This window comes from Nocardiopsis sp. TSRI0078 (assembly GCF_001905145.1).
In the GTDB taxonomy this organism is placed as follows: Bacteria; Actinomycetota; Actinomycetes; order Streptosporangiales; family Streptosporangiaceae; genus Nocardiopsis.
Genome location: NZ_LWLB01000001.1, coordinates 82,625 through 102,755, shown reverse-complemented (window position 1 = coordinate 102,755; position 20,131 = coordinate 82,625). Strand labels below are relative to the sequence as shown.

12 protein-coding genes are annotated in these 20,131 nt (G+C 70.5%); 8 read left to right on the top strand and 4 right to left on the bottom strand.

Translation table 11 applies throughout. The features are described 5' to 3' along the window. Window positions 1-89: 89 nt before the first annotated feature. From A6A08_RS00415 to galE, 7 genes are all read left to right on the top strand, one after another. Complete coding sequence (locus A6A08_RS00415) at window positions 90-632, top strand: hypothetical protein (RefSeq protein WP_143181624.1); 543 nt, start codon at window positions 90-92, stop codon at window positions 630-632. Between the two features lie 102 nt (window positions 633-734). Next, window positions 735-1,508: an SDR family NAD(P)-dependent oxidoreductase gene (locus A6A08_RS00410; protein WP_073700490.1), complete on the top strand. Its 774-nt coding sequence runs from the start codon at window positions 735-737 to the stop codon at window positions 1,506-1,508. Window positions 1,509-1,517: 9 nt separating this feature from the next. Continuing rightward, complete coding sequence (locus A6A08_RS00405) at window positions 1,518-2,282, top strand: crotonase/enoyl-CoA hydratase family protein (protein ID WP_073700489.1); 765 nt, start codon at window positions 1,518-1,520, stop codon at window positions 2,280-2,282. A 391-nt stretch (window positions 2,283-2,673) separates the two neighbouring features. Next, a complete protein-coding gene (locus tag A6A08_RS00400) occupies window positions 2,674-6,177 on the top strand; it encodes a bifunctional glycosyltransferase family 2 protein/CDP-glycerol:glycerophosphate glycerophosphotransferase (RefSeq protein ID WP_073700488.1) in 3,504 nt (1,167 codons plus the stop codon). 652 nt (window positions 6,178-6,829) lie between these two features. Then, window positions 6,830-8,863 carry an acyltransferase family protein gene (locus A6A08_RS00395; RefSeq protein ID WP_073701029.1) on the top strand — a complete coding sequence of 678 codons (2,034 nt, stop codon included), beginning with the start codon at window positions 6,830-6,832 and terminating at the stop codon, window positions 8,861-8,863. Between the two features lie 91 nt (window positions 8,864-8,954). Continuing rightward, window positions 8,955-12,500, top strand: coding sequence for a bifunctional glycosyltransferase family 2 protein/CDP-glycerol:glycerophosphate glycerophosphotransferase (locus A6A08_RS00390; protein WP_073700487.1), 3,546 nt, complete (start codon window positions 8,955-8,957; stop codon window positions 12,498-12,500). Window positions 12,501-12,538: 38 nt separating this feature from the next. Continuing rightward, entirely contained in the window at window positions 12,539-13,549 is a 1,011-nt protein-coding gene (gene galE / locus A6A08_RS00385) for a UDP-glucose 4-epimerase GalE (RefSeq protein ID WP_073700486.1), read from the top strand. A gap of 337 nt (window positions 13,550-13,886) precedes the next feature. Here the strand turns inward: galE and A6A08_RS00380 are convergent, their stop codons facing one another. Together A6A08_RS00380 and A6A08_RS00375 are read right to left on the bottom strand one after the other, a co-directional pair. After that, entirely contained in the window at window positions 13,887-15,461 is a 1,575-nt protein-coding gene (locus A6A08_RS00380) for an NCS1 family nucleobase:cation symporter-1 (protein ID WP_073700485.1), read from the bottom strand. Window positions 15,462-15,672: 211 nt separating this feature from the next. Beyond that, window positions 15,673-16,323, bottom strand: coding sequence for an LLM class flavin-dependent oxidoreductase (locus A6A08_RS00375; protein WP_378701290.1), 651 nt, complete (start codon window positions 16,321-16,323; stop codon window positions 15,673-15,675). 127 nt (window positions 16,324-16,450) lie between these two features. Here A6A08_RS00375 and A6A08_RS00370 point away from each other — a divergent pair, with 127 nt between their 5' ends. Further along, on the top strand, window positions 16,451-18,031 hold the full coding sequence (locus tag A6A08_RS00370) for a phosphodiester glycosidase family protein (RefSeq protein ID WP_073700484.1): 1,581 nt from the start codon (window positions 16,451-16,453) through the stop codon (window positions 18,029-18,031). 49 nt (window positions 18,032-18,080) lie between these two features. Here A6A08_RS00370 and A6A08_RS27835 read toward each other — a convergent pair whose 3' ends face one another. Beyond that, window positions 18,081-18,746 carry a hypothetical protein gene (locus tag A6A08_RS27835; RefSeq protein ID WP_073700483.1) on the bottom strand — a complete coding sequence of 222 codons (666 nt, stop codon included), beginning with the start codon at window positions 18,744-18,746 and terminating at the stop codon, window positions 18,081-18,083. Between the two features lie 469 nt (window positions 18,747-19,215). Next, window positions 19,216-19,956 carry a UTRA domain-containing protein gene (locus A6A08_RS00360; RefSeq protein ID WP_242422039.1) on the bottom strand — a complete coding sequence of 247 codons (741 nt, stop codon included), beginning with the start codon at window positions 19,954-19,956 and terminating at the stop codon, window positions 19,216-19,218. Between the last annotated feature and the right edge of the window lie 175 nt (window positions 19,957-20,131).

Genomic DNA, 20,131 nt, shown 5'->3' with positions numbered 1-20,131 from the left:
TAGGGTGACCGGACCACCGAGAGCCCCCTGCGGACCACCGTCCGGTCCGCGCCCCCGTTCACCAGTTCCCCGAAGAGAAGCCGCACGCGATGACCCGCACCCCTCATCCGCCGCGACTCAGCCGAAGCGAGGCCCGCCGACTGGAGCGGCGCCGCCACCGCCTGCTCATGGCCGCCCTGGCCTGCGCGGCGGGCGTCGTCGTGATGAGCGGGGTCCTGGCCGTCCTCCTGGTGTCGCAGGACCCCTCCCGCCCGGAGTCCGAGACCGGTGTCGAACAGGGCGCCCACCGTGCCGAGGAGCCGGTGGCGGAGCCCTCCCCGACCCCGTCCGCCGCACCCTCCGCGAGCCGGAGTCCCGAGCCCTCGCCCTCCCCCTCGCCGTCCCCCTCGCCCTCCGCGAGCCCGAGCCCCGAACCCTCGCCCTCCCCCGCCGAGGACGCGGAGGAGGACGCCCCGGGGAGCCCGGAGGAGGCCGCCGAGAACGGCGGCACCGGCACGCAGGAGCCGCCGGAGCCCGAGCCCGCCCCGGAGGAACCCGAGCCCGAACCCGCTCCCGAGCCCTCGGAGACCGAGACCCCGCCGCAGGAGGAGGAGCCCGACGAGCCCGGCGGTGCCCCCTGGTGGCCCTGGTAGCGGGCCCGCGCCCGAGGCGCCGTCCCCGGGCGGGCGGGGCCACCCGCAATTAACCGAACCCGGTTCTAGTCTGCGGTCCCCATCCTCTGTAGAGTTCGGCCCATGGATCTGAACGGAATCTCCGCCCTCGTCTCGGGCGGCGCGAGTGGCCTGGGTGAGGCCACCGCCAAGGAACTCGCGTCCGCGGGCGCGACCGTCGTCATCGCCGACCTCAACGCCGAGCGCGGCGAGGCCGTCGCCAAGGAGATCGGCGGTGTCTTCGTGTCCACCGACGTCTCCCAGGAGGACCAGGTCAAGGCCGCGGTCCAGGCGGCCGTCGACACCGGCAAGCCCTTCCGCGTGGCCGTCTCCTGCGCCGGCATCGGCTGGGCGACCCGCACCGTCGACCGCAGCGGCAACCCGCACGACCTGGACAGCTACCAGAAGGTCATCCAGGTCAACCTCATCGGCACCTTCAACGTGCTGCGCCTGTCCGCGGCCGAGATCGCCAAGACCGAGCCGCTGAACGAGGACGGCGAGCGCGGCGCCATCATCAACACCGCCTCGCTCGCCGGCATCGAGGGGCAGATCGGCCAGATCGCCTACTCCTCCTCCAAGGGCGGCGTCATCGGCATGACCCTCCCGGCCGCCCGCGACCTCGCGGCCGTCGGCATCACGGTCAACACCATCGCCCCCGGCATCCTGGAGACCCCCATCTACGGGGAGGGCGAGGGCGCCGAGGAGTTCAAGAAGCGCCTGGCCGCGCCGGTGCCCTTCCCCAAGCGCCTGGGCACCGCCGAGGAGTTCGGCAGGCTGGCCCGCGCCCTGGTGGAGATCAGCTACGTCAACGGCGAGGTCGTCCGCATCGACGGCGCGCTGCGCATGCCGCCGAAGTAGGGGGACACCGTGTCCGACGAGGTTCTCTACACGGCCGAGGACGGCGTCGCCGTCATCACCATCAACCGGCCCAAGGCCAAGAACGCGGTCAACGCCGCGGTCGCCGCCCAGGTCGCCGAGGCTCTGGACGACCTGGACTCGCGCAAGGACCTGAGCGTCGGCATCATCACCGGCGCGGGCGGCACCTTCTGCGCGGGGATGGACCTCAAGGCCTTCATGAAGGGTGAGGTCCCGATCGTGGAGGGGCGCGGGTTCGGCGGGTTCGCCGAGCGCGGGCCGAAGAAGCCGCTGATCGCCGCCGTGGAGGGCTACGCCCTCGCGGGCGGGTTCGAGGCGGTGCTCGCCTGCGACCTGGTCGTCGCGGCCGAGGACGCCAGGTTCGGCATCCCCGAGGTCAAGCGCGGCCTGGTCGCCGGTGCGGGCGGCCTGCTGCGCCTGCACCACCGCATCCCGCGCAACATCGCCATGGAGTTCGCCCTGACCGGCGACTTCGTCGACGCACCGCGCCTGGCCGAGCTCGGGCTGGTCAACCACGTCACCGCCAGCGGCGGCGCCCTGGAGGGGGCCCGGGAGCTGGCGGCGCGGATCACCGCCAACGGTCCGCTGGCGGTGCGGGTGTCCAAGGAGGTCATCACCTCCTCGGACGACTGGTCCAGCGCGCAGATGTGGGAGAGGCAGAACGAGCTGACGGGCCCGGTGTTCGTCAGCCAGGACGCGATGGAGGGCGCGGCGGCCTTCGCCGAGAAGCGCGCTCCCGTGTGGAAGGGCGAGTAGCCCCCACCCCGCGCGACGCGAGCGGCGGCCGCCTCCCCGGACGGGGAGGCGGCCGCCGCCGTCGTCTCCCGGCCGGTCCCGCGGCATACGCGGCGGCGGAGGGACTCCCGAGCGGAGGGCACGGCCCTCCATCCGAACCTCGGGCCGCCCGTGCCCTCCCGCTCCGGCCCTGTGACGGTCGGTTCACGTGGTTCGGGGCACTTGGAAGGTATGGGTTAGTCTGAAGTTTACTTCGCCCACCTTGTCGTGACTTGTCAGCCTTTACCTACCCACCGACTGGCGGGTGCGGCAGCCTGATCCCCCTTCCTTCCACTCAGCGGCACGGGTTCGCGTCACCGCGGCCCGAGCCGCGAGACGGGCGTGTCCGGATACGTGGAACCTTGGAGTCATCGTGGTCGCACTCAGTGTGGTCGTCCCCATCTACAACGTCGAGAGGTATCTCGACGAATGCCTGCGCTCCCTGCGCGCGCAGACGTGGACCGACCTAGAGGTCGTGATGGTGGACGACGGGTCCAAGGACGGCAGCGCGGACATCGCCGCACGCTTCGCTCGCGAGGACCCGAGGTTCAAGCTCGTCCAGCAGGAGAACGGCGGCCTGGGCGCGGCCCGCAACACCGGGGCGCGCCATGCGACGGGTGAGTTCCTGACCTTCGTCGACAGCGACGACATCATCCCGCCCTACGCCTTCGGCTACCACCTCCACAGCCTCCGCCGGTCCGGGTCGGACTTCTCCAGCGGGAACGTCCACCTGCTCAGTGAGCTGGATGTCTGGCAGTCCCCCATGCACAGGGAGATCTTCCTGACCACGAGGACCAGGACGCATGTCACCAGGGAGGACAGCCTGCTCGTGGACAGGCTGGCCACCAACAAGGTGTGGCGGAGGTCCTTCTGGGACAGGCAGGGGATGTCCTTCCCCGTCGGTGTCCTGTACGAGGACGAGGCGGTGGTGGTTCCGCTCCACTTCCTGGCGAAGTCCGTGGACGTCCTGTCCGAGCCGGTCTACCTGTGGCGCCAAAGGCCCAGCGACGACCGCTCCATCACCCAGGACCGGTTCCGTCCCCGGGCCCTGGAGGACCGCTTCACCGCGGTGACCGCGGTCAGCGACTTCATCGTGAAGAACCTCGGCCCGCAGGAGAAGCGCAGATGGGACGAGGTCGCGCTCGGCCGCGACCTCCGTGCCTTCGTGCAGGTGCTCGACCAGGCCGACGACGGCTTCATGGAACGGTTCCTGGACCTGGCCGCCACCTATCTCGCAACGGTCGACCCGCGCGCCCGTCGGAGGATGTCCGCGATCGAGCGCCTCAAGTGGCACCTGATCGGTGAGCGCCGGGCAGAACAGGTACGGCAGGTCGTCGCCTTCAGCAAGGGCTTTCAGGCGCGGCAGGCCAGGACCGTGCGGCACGGGGTCAGGTTCTACGGCGACTACCCCTTCAAGGACGATCCCGCTGTGGGGGTTCCCCGCCGCGTCTACCGTCTCGACACCGAGCTCGAGCTACGCCAGAAGACCGATGAGATGGCCTGGCGTGACGGCAAGCTCGTGATCCGCGGCAGGGTCTGCCTCAGGTTCCTCCGGCCCAACAAGAGGATCCAGCAGCATGTGAGCGTCTGGGCGGTCAACGGATCCAGCGGGAGGAGAGTGCGGCTTCCCGTCTCCGTGCACCGGGCGAACGAGTTCCGTTTCCCACCCGACCTGGTCACCTCCCGTCAGGACTGGGGAGGGTACGAGATCACGGTCGACCCGCGGTCCCTGCGCGTCGACGGCGGTTGGGAGGACTCCGAGTGGCATATCGAACTCGGGGTGCTCAACCGTGGTTTCCGCAGGTCGGCTCGGCTCGCCGTGCCGGGCGAGGACAGTGTGCGGCGCATCGGTCCCGCGGAGGTGGCCTCCGGCGTGTGGGTCCGTCCCCGCTGGTTCGACGCCCACGAACTGCGCCTTCACGTGGACCGCGCACCAGCGCGCTTCACGGGCCACGAGCTCCGCGGAAGCGAGGTCGTACTCACGGGCGAGCTGCCGGACGGCGTCGCCGCGGACACCGTCGGCCTCCGGCTCGCGAGGGATCCCGGTGACACGGAGATCGCGGTTCCGGTCACGGTGGAGGGCCGGACGTTCCACGCGCGGGTCCGCCTGGACGAGCTCACCGCGGGGTACGCGGACCGGGTGGTCGTGTCCGGGGCACACGAGTCCGAGAGATGGCAGGTGTGGTTCGAGACACCGGAAGGGGCCAAGCAGGTCACCAGCGCACAGCGGCTGGAACCGGCGCGCCACCGCTTCGACGGACTGGCCGTCCTGGTGGGTACGGACTTCTCCCACCGCCTCCACCTGAGGGTGGAGCGGGAGTCGGCCGTCATCACGTCGGCGGCATGGGAGGGCCGGGATCTGCTCCTGTCCGGGCAGTACCAGGGCGAGCACGCGGCGGACCCCTCCTTCCTCCTGTCCGCGACGGGACGGATGGAGGAGCGGGCCTTCCCCGTCGAGACCGAGGGGGCGGCCTTCCGGGTCCGCCTCACCCCCACGGCCATCCCGCTCTTCGGGCAGACCCTCCCCCTGGCCTCCGGTTCCTACGAGTTCTTCCTGAGGTGGGATGAGGAGAGCGGCCCCCGGGACGTCCGGGTGGAGCTGCACGGTTCACTCCTGCCGAGACTTCCCCTGTTCCTCGCCGGGGAGGGGCCGCAGGTCGGTCTGGAGGCCGACGGCGAGGGCCGTCCCCGGCTGAGGGCCGACGGCTCCCTCCGGGCGGAGGAACAGGGCTCCTACGCCCAGCAGCTCCTCCGGGAGAAGACCTACCCCGCGCTTCGTGGGAAGCCGGTGTCGCCGGGAGTGCTCTTCGACTCCTACTCGGGCAAGCAGTACTCCGACAGCCCACGCGGCATATGCGAGGAGCTGCGGTTGCGTGGTACCGAGGCGCCGATGTCCTGGCTGGTCAAGGACCGCCAGGTCAGCCTGCCCGAGGGGCTCGCCGAGGTCCACGTGTCGAGCCGTGAGTACTACGAGGCCCTCGCACGCTCGGAGTACATCGTCTCCAACGCCCACCTGCCGCGCTGGTTCGACAAGAGGCCGGGACAGAAGGTCGTGCAGACCTGGCACGGTTCCATGCTCAAGCGCATCGGCTTCGACATCGAGGACGTCCGGTTCGGCAACCGCGACTACCACGAGCGCCTGCTCAGGGAGACCGGCCAGTGGGACTACCTGGTCTCGCCCAGCCCTTGGGCGACGCCGATCCTGCGAAGCGCGTTCCGGTACGAGGGTGAGATCCTGGAGACCGGCTATCCGCGCAACGACCTCTTCCACGCTCCCGAGCGGGAGGCCGTCGCGGAGCGGGTGCGCAGCCGTCTCGGCCTTCCCCCCGGCAAGCGCGTCGTGCTCTACGCACCGACGTGGCGGGACGACAAGTTCTACTCGGCGGGCAAGTACAAGCTGGACCTGCGGCTCGACCTGGCCCGTATGCACGAGGCCCTGGGCGAGGACCACGTGTTGCTGGTGCGGCGCCACCCCAACATCGTCGACCGGGTGCCGGCCGTGGGTCAGGACTTCGTCCGCGACGTGTCGACGTATCCGGAGATCCAGGAGCTGTTCCTGGTGACGGACGTCCTGGTGACGGACTACTCGTCGCTGATGTTCGACTTCGCCAACACCGGCCGCCCGATGCTGTTCTTCACCTACGACCTGGAGGAGTACAGGGACAACCTGCGCGGTTTCTACTTCGACTTCGAGGAGACCGCCCCGGGGCCCCTGCTGCGCACCTCGGACGAGGTGATCGAGGCGATCCGCGGTGCCGACGAGGTGGGAAGCCGCTACAAGGACCGCTACGAGGCCTTCGTCGACCGCTTCTGCCCCCTGGACGACGGAAAGGCCGCCAAGCGGATCGTGGACCGGGTCTTCCCCGACCTTCTGTGAACGCCGCATCCCCAGGATCCCCGGGGCGTGCACCGAGAAGCGGGCATAGGTGGTTTCCCCCGGGTTCCCAGGTGAGGTTCGTCACCCCTTGCCGTTCTGCTTTCGAACTCGGAACGGTGACGGAAAGTCCCTTCTTCCGTGAAGGCCTTTCATTCTGGTTCGATTCTCCGTGCACGAAAAAGCGATGAAAAAGTGACGCAATCGTTTTACTCCTCAGTAAACCGATTAGGCGCGATGGTGTCTTCCTGTTCCGCCGGGATGCGTTCGGTCGCCTGTGGTGACGGGATCGCTGCCCTGGGTGGGGCGCCGGTGGTCAGGTGCCTCGTCGCGGTCGGGGTCCGGGGGGTGCGGTGCACCAAGGGGCTGTGGGGCACCGCATCCCGCCTGTCCGGCTCTTCCGCCGTGGGCCTGCGAATCGGGGTGCGGTCGGTGGTCGGTGTGCGATGGTTCGTGTACACCGGGCGGCAAAATAGGATGAAGTATCACGTAACCTGGCTGTGGCCAGGACGACGCCTTCGATGGCGCGACCAGAGTCCCCCACCCCGCACTGAAGACCTTCGTGCCGCGTGGTCTGGCTGTGATCCTTTCGACTTTCTCTGACCTGAGGTGGTGGCCTTCTCCTGTGTCTGCGCCTTCTGTGAACGTCGCCGACGTGGGTGGCGGGACATCCGTTCCGCAGGCCTCCCCGCCGGCGGCGAAGCGGGGGTACCGGCCCGAGATCGAGGGCCTGCGCGCTGTCGCGGTACTCCTGGTGGCCGTCTACCACATCTGGTTCGGCAAGGTCTCCGGTGGCGTCGACGTGTTCCTGCTGCTCACCGGCTTCCTCATCACCGGATCGCTGGTGCGCGCGTTGGAACGCGGGACAGGTGTGGCCTTCCGCGCCTTCTGGGCGCGACTCGCCAAGAGGCTCTTCCCCGCAGCCGCCGTGGTCATGGCCGGCGTGCTGGTCGCATCCTTCCTCTGGATGCCGCGCTCGCGCTGGTCGGACATCATCGCCGACGTCTTCGCCTCGGCTCTGTACTACCAGAACTGGCACCTGGCCCTCGGCGCCGTCGACTACCTTGCCGAGAACGACGCGGGCAGCCCGCTCCAGCACTTCTGGTCCTTGGCCATCCAGGGGCAGTTCTACCTGCTGTGGCCCACCCTGCTGGCCATCACCGGGCTGATCGCCGCCAGAGTCGGCCTGAGCGTGCGCAACGCGGCCCTTGTCGCCGTGGCCACGGTCTTCGCGGTCTCGTTCTCCCACTCGCTCTTCGTCACCGCCTCCGACCCGGCCTGGGCCTACTTCGACGGTGCCGCACGTGTGTGGGAGTTGGCGCTGGGCGGGATCCTCGCGCTGACGATCTCCCGGGTCCGCCTGCCGTACGCGCTGCGCGTGGTCCTCGGCTGGGTCGGACTGGTCGCGTTCGTCCTCTGCGGGGCGCTGGTCCCCGTCTCCGTCTCCTACCCCGGGTTCATCGCCCTGTGGCCCACCGGCGCGGCCATCCTGGTCCTCCTGGCCGGTACCACCGGAAGCCGGGTCGCGGCCGACCGCTTCCTGACCTGGCGCCCCGTGGTCTACGTCGGCGGCCTCTCGTACGCGCTCTTCCTGTGGCACTGGCCGGTGCTCGTCTTCTACCTGGAGGTCACGGAGAGGGTCCGCGCCAGCGTGGTCGGCGGGTTCTACGTCCTCGCCCTCTCCTCCGTGCTCGCGTTCCTGACCAAGAAACTGGTCGAGGGGAACGCCGAGCGGCTGGCGAGCCTGCGTCCCGGCCGCAGGGTCTCCTTCGCGGTGGGCGCGCTCTTCCTCGTCCCGGTGCTGATCGCCGCGGGCGCCTGGGACATGCGTATCGACCGCGGGCGCGAGCTCAGGGAGACCCTGGCCTCCGACACCAGCAGCTATCCCGGCGCGCTGGCACTCGTGGACGAGGAGACCGCCGCGCAACTCCCGGCCCTGCCGGTCCATCCGGACACGGCCGACGCCCGTACGGCCTCCCTGGAGCGGATCTACGAGTGCCACGCGCGTATTCCGCAGACCGAGATGGTCAGCTGCGACTTCGGGCCCGAGGACGCGGAGCGGACCATCGCGCTCGTGGGGAGCTCCCACGCCATCCACTGGATGGAAGGGCTGCGCGAGGTCACCGAAGCCAACGGCTGGCGCCTGGTCACGTTCACCAAGGACGTCTGCCAGTTCAGCGCCGCCGTCGAGATGCGCCAGGGCGAGGTCTACTCCGAATGCGAGGAGTGGAAGACCGAGCAGATGGAGCGGCTCCGCGAACTGCGCCCGGACGCGGTCTTCACCACCAGCACCCGTTCCCAGGCGTCGCCGGGCGAGGAGTACGTGCCCGAGGGGTACGTGGAGCGCTGGCGGGAGATGGACGAGCTGGGCATCGACGTGATCGCCGTCCGTGACACGCCGCGGCTGGACTTCGTCGCCCCCGAGTGCGTCGACAAGCGAGAGGCCGAGGAGTGCGTGACCGAGGTCGGCTACGGGCTGGCCGAGGAGTCACCCCTGGAGAGCATCGCGGACGTGCCCGGCAACGTGCGCTCCATCGACCTGACGGAGCAGCTGTGCCCGCGGGGAACCTGTGCGGCCGTCATCGGCAACCAGCTGGCCTACTACGACAAGAGCCATTTCACCTACTCGTTCTCCCGGTCCCTGTCCTGGCTCCTGGAGCCCGCGATCCTGGAGGTCACCGGATGGTAACCGCACATGCCCGGGGCACCCGTTTCCACGGGACCGTTCCGCCGTACCGATTTTCCCTTCGCCGTTCCTGCCGTGCCCCTGGAGTGGATGGATGAGTCCCAAGCTCAGTGTCGTTGTCCCGTTCTACAACGTGGAGGAGTACTTCGACGCGTGCCTCGCCTCGGTCGCACGGCAGACGTTGGGGGACCTCGAGGTCGTGATGGTGGACGACGGGTCGCCGGACTCGAGCCTGGCCATCGCCGAGAAGTGGGCGGCCCGGGACGAGCGCTTCCGTGTGGTCCGCCAGGAGAACCAGGGCCTGGGCCCGGCCCGGAACACCGGTGCCCGCCACGCCCGGGGCGAGTACCTGGCTTTCCTCGACAGCGACGACGTCCTGCCGGTCAACGCCTACGAACTGCTCGTCTCCTCGCTGGAGAAGACCGGCTCGGACTTCGCCAGCGGTAACGTCGTGCGCTTCAACAGCCGGGGGACCTACCCCTCGGACATGCACCAGGGCCTCTTCCGGAGCACCCGGCTCAAGACGCACGTGTCCAAGGAGAACGCCCTGCTTCGGGACCGGATCGCCTGCAACAAGGTGTTCCGGGCCTCCTTCTGGAGGGCGGAGCGTTTCGAGTTCCCCCCGGGGCGGTACGAGGACGTGCCGGTCATCGTGCCGGCGCACGCTCAGGCGCGCAGCGTGGACATCCTGCGCCACACCGTCTACCACTACCGGGCCCGTGAGGGCGGCAACGCCTCCATCACCCAGCAGCGGACCGACCCGGCCAACATGCGGGCCCGTGTCCTGTCGGTCACCAGCGCCAGCCAGTCCCTCGGCAGCGCCGGCCACCACGAGCTCCGCCGCGCCTACGACAGCCGTGTGCTGGTGGACGACTTCTGGATCTTCATGCGGCTCCTGCCCCTCGTCACCGAGGAGTTCCGCCGCGAGTTCGCCGAACTGGTCACCGCCTACGTGGACAAGATCGGCCCCGGCATCCTGGACGAGCTCCCCGCCTCCAGCCGGCTCCAGTACTGGCTGCTGCGCAACGGGCGGATGGAGGAGCTCCTGACCGTGATCGGCCACGGCCGCGGGGTGCGTGAGGCGGTGCGGCACGGCGACCACTGGTACGGGAACTACCCCTATTTCCAGGACCCCGAGGTCGGGGTCCCCGACGACGTCTACCGGCTGGACCAGGAGCTCACGCTCCGCACCATGGTCAGCGAGCTGTACTGGCGTGCGGACCGGCTCCACCTGAGCGGTTACGCCGCCATCAACCACATCGGCGCCCCCTCCCGGGAGGCGAACCGGATCACGCTCCGCCTCAGGCACACGCGCCTCGGGCTGACCAAGACCCTGCCGGTCCGCCAGTTCGCGGACCCGACCGCCAACAACCGCATCGGCCAGTCCAAGAGCGTGGCGTGGGCGGCCTTCGAGACCACGATCGACCTGAGCCGGCTCCGGGTCGCGGGGATGCTGGTCCGCGGTACCTGGGAGGTCCAGGTCCAGGTCCAGGGCCAGGGCGTCACCCGTGAGGGAGTGCTCGGCGAGGCCAAGAAGGACGAGGTCCTCAGGCCCGCCGGCGCCTATTTCGTCGGAGACAGCACGCGGGTCCTGCCGACCTTCGAGGCGGGCGGCCGCTTCATGGTCCGGGTGGAGAAGAAGTACGCCCTGCACCGCAGGGACTGGATCGAGGACGGCCACTGGCACATCGAGTGCGAGCTTCCCCGCGGCGGCACGATCGACGAGCCGACCCTGGAGGTCGTCCGCCGTGTGGGCTCGCTGCGCCGCTCCTACCCGATGACGCTCCACGAGGACGCGGACGGACGCAAGTACCTCGGTGCCTCCGTCCCCATGGAGTCCCTGGTCTCCTTCCCCGACGAGGCCGGGAGCGGGTCGGAGGAGGATTCCGACTCCGTGTGGTCCGAGGAGCTGGACTGGGAACTGTACGTGGCTCCCAAAGCCAAGCGTTCGGAACAGTTCAACCTCGTCGTCTCCGCCGACTTCGAGGAGCACCGCGCCCGCGTGGGGCGCAGCGAACTGGTGGTCACCCGGAGCAAGCACGGTGCCTTGGTCCTGGTCGACCGCCTGCCTCGTATGGTGATCCAGCGGTACAGGTGGACGGACACCGGAACCCTGCACGTGATCGGGGACTACAGCGGCGACCCCGGGGAGAGGCCGGCCAGTCTCAAGCTGCGCAAGCGCCTGTCCCACGTGGTGCACTCCTTCCCCGTCACCTGGGTCGACGACACCTTCACCCTGGAGATCGAACCGGGGCGGATGAACGCCTGGGGAGAGGAGCGGGGTCTGCCCCGCGGGAGGTGGGACCTGGTCGTTCACCGCGAGGACGGTACCGAGACCCCCGTCATGCTCAACCGGCACCTGGGCGGGACGGACCACGACGACCACCGCCACCACCGGCAGCGCTTCACGATCCTGCCGCGCCGCCTCTACGAGATGTCGCTCAGGGTCCAGGCGGACTTCACCGGCGAGGACGGCAGCGGCTTCGGACGCCTCCGCCTGCGCGAGGAGCTCTACCCGCGCCTGCGTGAGGAGCCCCTGCGCGACATGGTGCTGTTCGAGAGCTACTTCGGCAAGCAGTTCTCGTGCAACCCGCGGGCCGTCTACGAGGAACTGCGGAACCGGAACACGGGGATGGAACTGGTCTGGGCGACCGATGACGGCAGCCTCCGTATCCCCGACGGCGCCCGCACCGTTCTGATCGGCAGCACCGAGCACCTGGAGGCGCTGGCCAGGGCCCGGGTCATCGTCAGCAACTGCGGTATCCAGCACTGGTACGTCAAGCGGGAGGGCCAGGTCTACCTCCAGACCTGGCACGGAAGTCCTCTGAAGAAGGTGGGGCTGGACGTCTCCAACGCCTCCTTCGACCGTGCGCAGGAACGGCTGCGCAGACTGGCCGACGACGCGCAGAAGTGGGACATCCTGCTCTCACAGAGCGCCTTCACCACGCCGATCATGCGACGGGCCATGGCCTACGACGGCGAGGTCGCCGAGATCGGCTATCCGCGCAACGACGCCCTGCACGCTCCCGACGCCGACGAGCGCGGACGACGGGTCCGTGAGCTCCTGGGCATCGCCCCGGACAAGCGGGTCGTCCTGTACGCGCCCACCTGGAGGGACGAGGGCAACACGGCGAGCGGCACCTACCAGTTCGACCTGCGGCTGGACGTCGAGCGCATGCGGGAGAAGCTCGGCGACGACCACGTCGTCCTGCTGCGCCTGCACCACCTGATCAACCGGCACCACGTGACCCGGGAGGACGAGTTCGTCAAGGACGTCTCCAACCATCCGGACGTCAACGACCTGTGCCTGGCCTCCGACGTCCTGATCAGCGACTACTCCTCCCTGATGTTCGACTACGCGGGAACGGGCCGGCCCGTGCTCGTCTACGGCTACGACTACGAGCAGTATCGGGACCACACCCGCGGCCTCTCCTTCGACCTTGAGGAGTACGGTCCCGGGCCGGTCCTTCGGGACACCGACGAGATCGTCGACACGCTGGTCGACCTGGAGGGGTACCAGGAGCGGACCAGGGAGCAGTACGGGGCGTTCCGCGAGCTCTTCTGCCCGCACGAGGACGGGAAGTCGGCCTCCAGGGCGGTCGATCTGCTCCTGGCGAGCGCTGAGCGGAGCCGGGGGTAGCGGGTGCACGTGTTTCCACACCGAAGGAGATGAGTAGAGTGCGGATTCTGCTGACCGGCGGGGCCGGGTACATCGGTTCCCACACCGCGGTCGAGCTGGTGGGCCGGGGACACCAGGTGGTCGTCCTGGACAACCTGGTCAACAGCAGTGTGGAGGCCGTGCGCCGGGTCGAGAAGATCACCGGTGCCCGGATCCCGTTCGTGGAGGGCGACTGCACCGACCAACACGTCGTCGGACGGGTCCTCACCGAGCACGGTGTCGACGCCGTCGTGCACTTCGCCGGGCTCAAGGCGGTCGGGGAGTCGGTGGAGCAGCCGCTGCGCTACTACCGCAACAACCTGGACGCCCTGCTCACCCTCGCCGAGGTGATGGACGAGCACGGTGTGCGCGACCTGGTGTTCAGCTCCTCGGCCACGGTCTACGGCGACCCCGAGCAGGTGCCCATCACCGAGGGCAGCGCGCTGCGGGTGACCAACCCCTACGGCGCGACCAAGCTGTTCGGGGAGAGGATCCTGGAGGACGTGGCCGCGAGCTCCCCCGACTGGCGGATCACCGTGCTGCGGTACTTCAACCCGGTGGGGGCGCACCCCAGCGGGCTGATCGGGGAGGACCCCAACGACATCCCCAACAACCTCTTCCCCTACATCTCCAAGGTCGCCGCGGGGCGGCTGCCCGAGCTCACGGTCTTCGGCGACGACTACGACACCCCCGACGGGACCGGTGTCCGGGACTACCTGCACGTGGTGGACCTGGCGAGGGGGCACGTCGCCGCACTCGACCACCTGGGCTCCCGGAAGGGGCTGAGGGCCTTCAACCTGGGAACGGGCCGGGGGACCTCCGTCCTGGAGGCGATCCGCGCCTTCGAGCAGGCGTGCGGACGCTCCATCCCCTTCCGGGTGGGCCCGCGCCGCGACGGGGACATCGCCACCTGCTTCGCCGATCCGGGACAGGCCAACCGCGAACTGGGCTGGCGGGCCGAGCACACGGTGGCCCAGGCGTGCGCCGACGCCTGGCGCTGGCAGTCGGCCAACCCCGACGGCTACCGCTGATCCACCGCACCGGACGCGCTCCCGGTCCGGGGACGCCGTCGTCCCCTCCCGGGGGCAACCCTCCCGCCGGGCCGGACGTCCTTCAGTGAACGGCAAAAGGAGGGCAAACAGGCCATGGACCATGATTGGGAAGAAGAGTACGAAGAGGGCGAAGAGCACTTCTACGACGATGACGGTGCCTTCGGCGTCGGACTCCTCCCGCAGCCGGGGGCCGCGTACGGGGACTGAGCCCGACAGGGCCCGGACGGGAGCGCGCCCGATCCGCCGTGGCCGATGACGCGGGGCCGTGCCGGAGGAACGGCACGGCCCCGCGCGGTGGTGGGGCGGGGACCACGGGTCAGCCGGCGGCGGCCCTGCCGGCCCTCTCGGCCGCGCTCTTTGCGGCGCGCCGGTCCGGGAGGAGCACGCCCAGGCCCCAGTGCAGCAGCAGCCCGGTGAGCATCCCCACGACCCAGCCGTAGTCCGCCAGCGGCGCCAGCAACGGGACCAGGCCCTCGGCCGGGAACGGCCCCGAACCCTCGGGGGAGTGCGAACCCCCCACGGCCAGCAGCGCGCCGACGCCGAAGGCCACCAGCGCGCGCCAGTTCCACCCGTGCGTGTACCAGTACTCCGATCCGCGCTCGTACAGCGCGGGCAGGTTCATCCGGGCACGGCGCAGCAGCCAGTAGTCGGCGAGCAGGATGCCCGCCACGGTCCCCAGCACGCCGCCGACCGTGCCCAGCCACGTGAAGATGTACACGTCCTCGTTCTCCAGCAGCTTCCACGGGAAGATCAGGACGCTGATCAGGCAGGTGGTGACCGCGCCGGTGCGGAAGCTGATCAGCCGCGGCCTGAGGTTGGCCAGGTCGTAGGCCGGCCCGACCAGGTTGGCGGCGATGTTGGTGGAGACCGTGGCCAGCAGGACCACGAAGACCGCGAAGAGCAGGCCGATCCCGCTGCCCATGCGCGCGACGACGTCGATCGGGTTCCACAGCGGCTCGCCGTAGACGGCGGCGGTGCCCGCCGTGACCATGACGGCCAGCAGGGAGAACAGCGTCATCGTGGTGGGCAGGCCGAGCGACTGGCCCATGACCTGGGCGCGCTGTGAGGAGGAGAACCGGGTGAAGTCGCTGATGTTCAGGGTCAGGGTCGCCCAGTAGCCGATCACGCCCATCAGCGACGGGAAGAAGAGCGCCCAGAAGGGCGGTCCCCAGTCCAGGGGCTCACCGGAGTCCAGGGACAGCATCGCGCCGAGTCCTCCGGCCTCCACGGCCATCCACGCCAGCAGGGCGACACCTCCGAGGACCATCAGCGGCGCGGCCCACACCTGGACCCTGCGCACGCCCTCCATGCCCCACAGGATGATCCCGAGCTGGGCCGTCCAGAACAGGCCGAAGGACAGCCACAGGGTCCACGGGTTGCCGCCGACCGCGGCCGCACCGGTCCACCCGTCGCCGAACAGGCGCCCGAGCAGGACGTACACGCCCTGGCCGCCGACCCAGGTCTGGATGCCGTACCAGCCGCAGGCGACCGCGCCCCGCAGCAGCGCGGGCAGGTTGGCGCCGCGCAGGCCGAAGGAGGCGCGTGCGAACACTGGGAAGGGGATGCCGTACCTGGCGCCCGCGTGGCCGGTCAGCACCATGGGCAGCAGCACGACGAGGTTGCCCAGGACGACGGCCAGCATGGCCTGGCGCCAGTCCAGCCCCGCGGCGATCAGACCGCTGGCCAGGGTCCAGGCCGGGATGCTGACCGACATGCTCACCCACAGGGCGCTGAAGCTTCCGGTGCCCCAGGTGCGCTGGGAGATCGGGACCGGCTGGAGGTCGGAGTTGACGAAGGCGCTCTCGGGCAGGGAGGCGCCCTCCCTCAGGGAGACCCGCCCGTCGGGGTGGGTGAGGACGTCGGGTTCCGGGGACGGTGGGGCGTGGGTCACAGGTCACCTGGTTTCGGTGGGGCTGACAGGCAGGGCGGGGCCCGGCGCCGGGCCCCATCGGGGTGAAACCCGGGGGAAGGCGTGGAAAAATCCGCATCTGTCCCGGGCCGCCGAATATCCTCGCACGTCACACGGGGGTGTGACCGGGGCACGGTGCGGCCGTCCGGCCGGGCCAGGCCGGACGGCCGCACGGTCGGCGCGCGGCCGGTGTTCAGGACACGGCCGGGACGACGTGGCGCCCGTAGGCGTCGATGACCCCGTCCACGTCGTCGTGCATCGCGTAGAGCGCGAACTGGTCCACGCCCGCCTCCCGGAGCCGCTCCAGCCTCCCCAGGTGCTCCTCCACCGGCCCGACCAGGCAGAACCGGTCCACGATGGTGTCGGGGACGAACGCGGTGTCGGGGTTGTCCGCGCGGCCGTGGTGGCTGTAGTCGTAGCCCCGCCGTGCGCTGATGTAGTCGGTCAGCTCCTGCGGGACCGCCTCGGAGGAGGAGCCGTAGCGGGCCACCAGGTCGGCGACGTGGTCGCCCACCATGCCGCCGAACCACCGGCACTGCTCGCGGGCGTGGGCCAGTCCCTCCGCGGAGCCGTCGGTGACGTAGGCGGGCGCGGCCACGCACACCGTCACCCCGTCGGGGTCGCGGCCGGCGTCGGCCGCCGCCGTGCGCACCGCCTTGACCATCCACTCGGTCAGGTACGGGTCGGCCAGCTGCAGGATGAAACCGTCCACCTGGCGGCCCGCCAGGTCCATTTCATGGGTCCGCACATGTTGTCCGTGGGGCTGGAGATGCGTGTGTCCTCCAGGTGACACGAGCGTGGCGGTCCGGTGCCGACCGGCTGTTGTCGTCGGATTCTCCCGCACGTACCCCTGTCGTCCTTGCTCCCGTCACGTGTGCGGGTGATCCTGTTCGGCGTCCGTGTTCGGAACGCGTCCCGCCCGCCGGCCGACGGTTCCCTCCCGCCAACCGCCCACCTCATGGGGAGGTCCTGTGTCCCGTTCCCTCGGAAGGCCCGCCGCCGGGCTCTTCGTACTGGTCCTCGCGGCCACCGCCTGTGCCGGCACGGACGTGTCCCCGGCCCTCCTGGAGGCCCAGGTGGCGCCCGGCGCCCCGGTGGACGGGGTTCCCGGCCCGCCCGAGGACTGGGCCGTCCGGGAGGCCGCGCCGGGATTCCTCCTCTACGAGGGCGAGGTCGTCCGCGGGGAGCAGGCCGGCTGGTCCGTGTCGGTGACCGCCGGACAGGACTGGATCCGGTCGCGCGCCGAGGCGGACGGGCTCGCCTCGAAGCTCGCGGAGCAGGGCGTTTCCGCGGCGGTGGTCCGGATCCGCTGGCCCGAGGCCTTCGTCCGGTCCGGGCAGGTGCTCGGATGGAAGGTCGTCCTGGAGGAGCGGTATCCCAGCAGGGAGGAAGCCGACGCGCGCGCCGAGGCGCTCGGAGCCGAGGGCTGGTACACGTCGGTGGAGTGGCCGGGCGCCGAGCCCTACGGGGACCACCGGCGGACGAGGGTCGCCCTGGCCGTCATCGACCCCGCCGAGTTCGACGGGAGCGTGCGCGCCACGTACGGGAGCGGGATCGACTCCCCGAGCACGGTCGCGGAGATGGCGCGCGAGGAGGAGGCCCTCTTCGCCGTCAACGGGGGCTACTTCGTCATGGACGAGGAGGACGGCGTGCCCGGGACGCCCGCCGGGATCGGCGTCTACGGCGGAAGGCTGGAGAGCGAGGCGACTGAGGGCAGGACCGCGGTGGTACTGGAGGGCGACGGGCTGTCCCCCTCCTTCGAGGAGCTGTCCACCCGGGTCACGGTCTCCGTGGGAGAGGCCGTCCAGGAGGCGGACGGGATCAACCGGGTGCCCGGGATCCGGCGCAACTGCGTCGACCCCGACCGGCCGACCCGCTTCCCCCTGCATGACGTGACCTGCCTGCTGGACTCCGAGCTCGTGCTGTTCACGGACGCCTTCGAAGGCGCCACCCCCGAGACGGACGGCACCGAGGCGGTGGTGGACGCGACGGGCGCCGTCGTCTCGGTCGGCCCTCCGGGCGCCGTGGTCCCGACCGGGGGATACGCACTCCAGGGCAAGGGCGAGGCGGCCCTGTGGGTGGAGGAGAACATCCGCCCGGGCGCGCGCTTCGACGTCGACGCCCGGGTCGTCGGCGCCGACGGCAGGGAACTGCCCCTCGGGGCGGGCACGAGTATCGTCAACGCCGGTCCGCGGCTGCTGAGCGGTGGCGAGGTGAGCATCGACGCCGAGGCCAACGGCCTGATCCACCCCCACGACCCCGGCTTCGCCTACGCATGGGCGCTGAGGGCCAATCCGCGCATGGCCGTCGGCGTGGACGGTGGCGGCCGCCTGCTCCTGCTGGGCGCCTCGGGAAGGGCGCCGGGGGAGAGCGACGGTTTCGGCCTGGCCGGACTCGCCGGACTCATCCGGGACCTCGGCGCGGTGGAGGCGGTGGCCCTGGACGGAGGGGGCTCGGTCAGCATGGTGCTCGACGGTGAACCCGTGCTCGTCGGTGTGTCCGCCGAGGGAGAGCGGGCGGTCGGGGACGCCGTCGTCGTGCATGCCGGGTGAGGCTCCGCCCGGCCCGCTGCCCGGCGCTGCCCGGCGCTGCCCGGCGCGGTCAGTCGCCGAGGTCGACCGCGACCTCGTTGCCGCCCCGGAAACGCGAGCTCAGGCCGATGTGGGAGACGTCGGCGGCGGACTCCACGTCGAAGGCGATGCTGACGCCCACGGGGGAGCCGTCGGCGGGCAGGTCCTGCCAGATGGGGCTGCCGAGTTCGAGGGTGGCGCCGTAGTCCTCCCCGACCCGTTCGCCGGAGGAGGTGTACACGTGCTGCTCGTCGCGCCAGAACTCGCCGGTGCCCGCGTCGGCGACATCGACGTGCACGATGAGGTACTCGCCGCGGGGGCGGTGGCCGTTGATCTCGTCGGTGACCTCGGTGCCGGTGACCGTGAAGAGTATGCCCTCGTGCTCGACGGCCTCGTTCACGTCGGGCGTGTCCGCGGTGGTCGGGGTGCTCGTGCCGCCGCCCGCGCTCCCGCCGCCGGTGTCCTCGCCGCGGTCGTCGAGGACGAAGGCGATGAGCACGACCAGGACGAGGCCGATGACGAACAGGCCGCCGCAGCCCAGGCCGACGAGCAGCCAGGGGGAGGCGTTCCCCGGGCCGCGGGGGCCTGGCGGGGGCGGGAAGCCGGGCGGGCCCGCGGGTCCGTGCGGTCCGGGGGGGCCGAAGCCGGGAGGGGGCGGTCCCACCGGGGGCCGGCCGTCGCCGGGTGGTGGGCCCATGCGCGGTCGGCCAGCGGCCCCGGACCCGTGGCGGTGCGGTCCGTGCGGGGCGGGAGGCTGGTTCATGGCGGGCCTGGCTTTCTGCTGCGGGCGGCGGCGTGCCGGCGTCCGGTGTGCCGACCGGAGGTGTCGCCGGTGAGGCCGGCGGGATCCACCACCCGTTGAGCTTGTACTTATGGCGAGGCCCGGCGCCGGGCCTCGCCACAAGTACAAGATCGCGGCGGGGGAGCGGTCCCCTCGGCCCCAGCACCAGTGTGGCGGAAAAGCCTTCTCCGTTCGCTGTTCACCACACGGTCCGGCCCGCCGGTGGACGGATTCGGGACCCGGGAACGGTCAGCGCGTTCCGGGGGAAGGTGGCACAGGACAGGGAACCGGACACGCGTTCCCCGCAGGAACGGAGCGGCTGCGGGAAACGTCATCAGGACGTAGAACGGCCCCGGCGGAAACCGGGGCCGTTGCTCGTGGGCGGTCAGAACTGGTCGGAACCGACCGCCTGACCGATCGGGAACGTGTGGCGGGAAGCGGCACAGATCGTCTCCAGCGCGTGGATCGGCACGTCCTCGGTGGAGTGGCTGACACGCAGCACCTGCACCACCCACTCGCCGGGGATGTCGAGCAGGTCCGCCTCGTAGGGTGTCGGCGGCCTGGCGGTCAGCGTCTCGGTGGCGTGCCCGAACCGGTGGCCCAGGTCCTCGATGGCGGACTGCAGGGTCGGCAGGACGAATCCCTCACCGTCGAGGCGGGTGTTCTCGCCGACGTCCACACGGAAGTAGCTGGTGCTGATCCGCACCGGGACCCCGTTGGCCCAGAACATCTTGCGCCGGGCGATGACGTGGTCTCCCGGATCCACCCGCAGGCCCAGGGCGACGTGCTCGTTCGCGGGCTCCTGCCCGATGAACAGCATCTTCCGCTCCGGTGTGAGCCCCTGCTGTTCGGCCTCGGTCAGGTACAGCGACTTGGAACCCCGTGTGCTGGGAGGGGTCGGCAGCGCCCGCTGGACGAGCACCCGGGGGCGGGGTTCCACGGGGCCTACAGGTGCCTTGTGGGCGGGGCCGTCGCCGCCCGCCTTCTTCATCTGGGACACGCGGCCCGGTGACACGCCCAGGTGCCGTGCGATGTCCTCCTGTCGCATTCCGCCCTGTTGGGCCTCGACGATGGCGCCGCGACGAATGCGTGAGAGCTCGACACTCTGTCCCTGCAAGCTGGTCATGGCGGCGGACGCCGCACGGGCTCTTTCCAGCGGATCGGGCATGCCAGCGATGTCATGCAATGTCCGTGCGTCCATGGCGAATCCTCATCTTCGGGTACTCCACCCAAACTTTAGCCCCCCTATTGCGCCTGCCGAAAGGGTGGGTTATCGTCGTCACACGCAAGGGTTTAGCCCC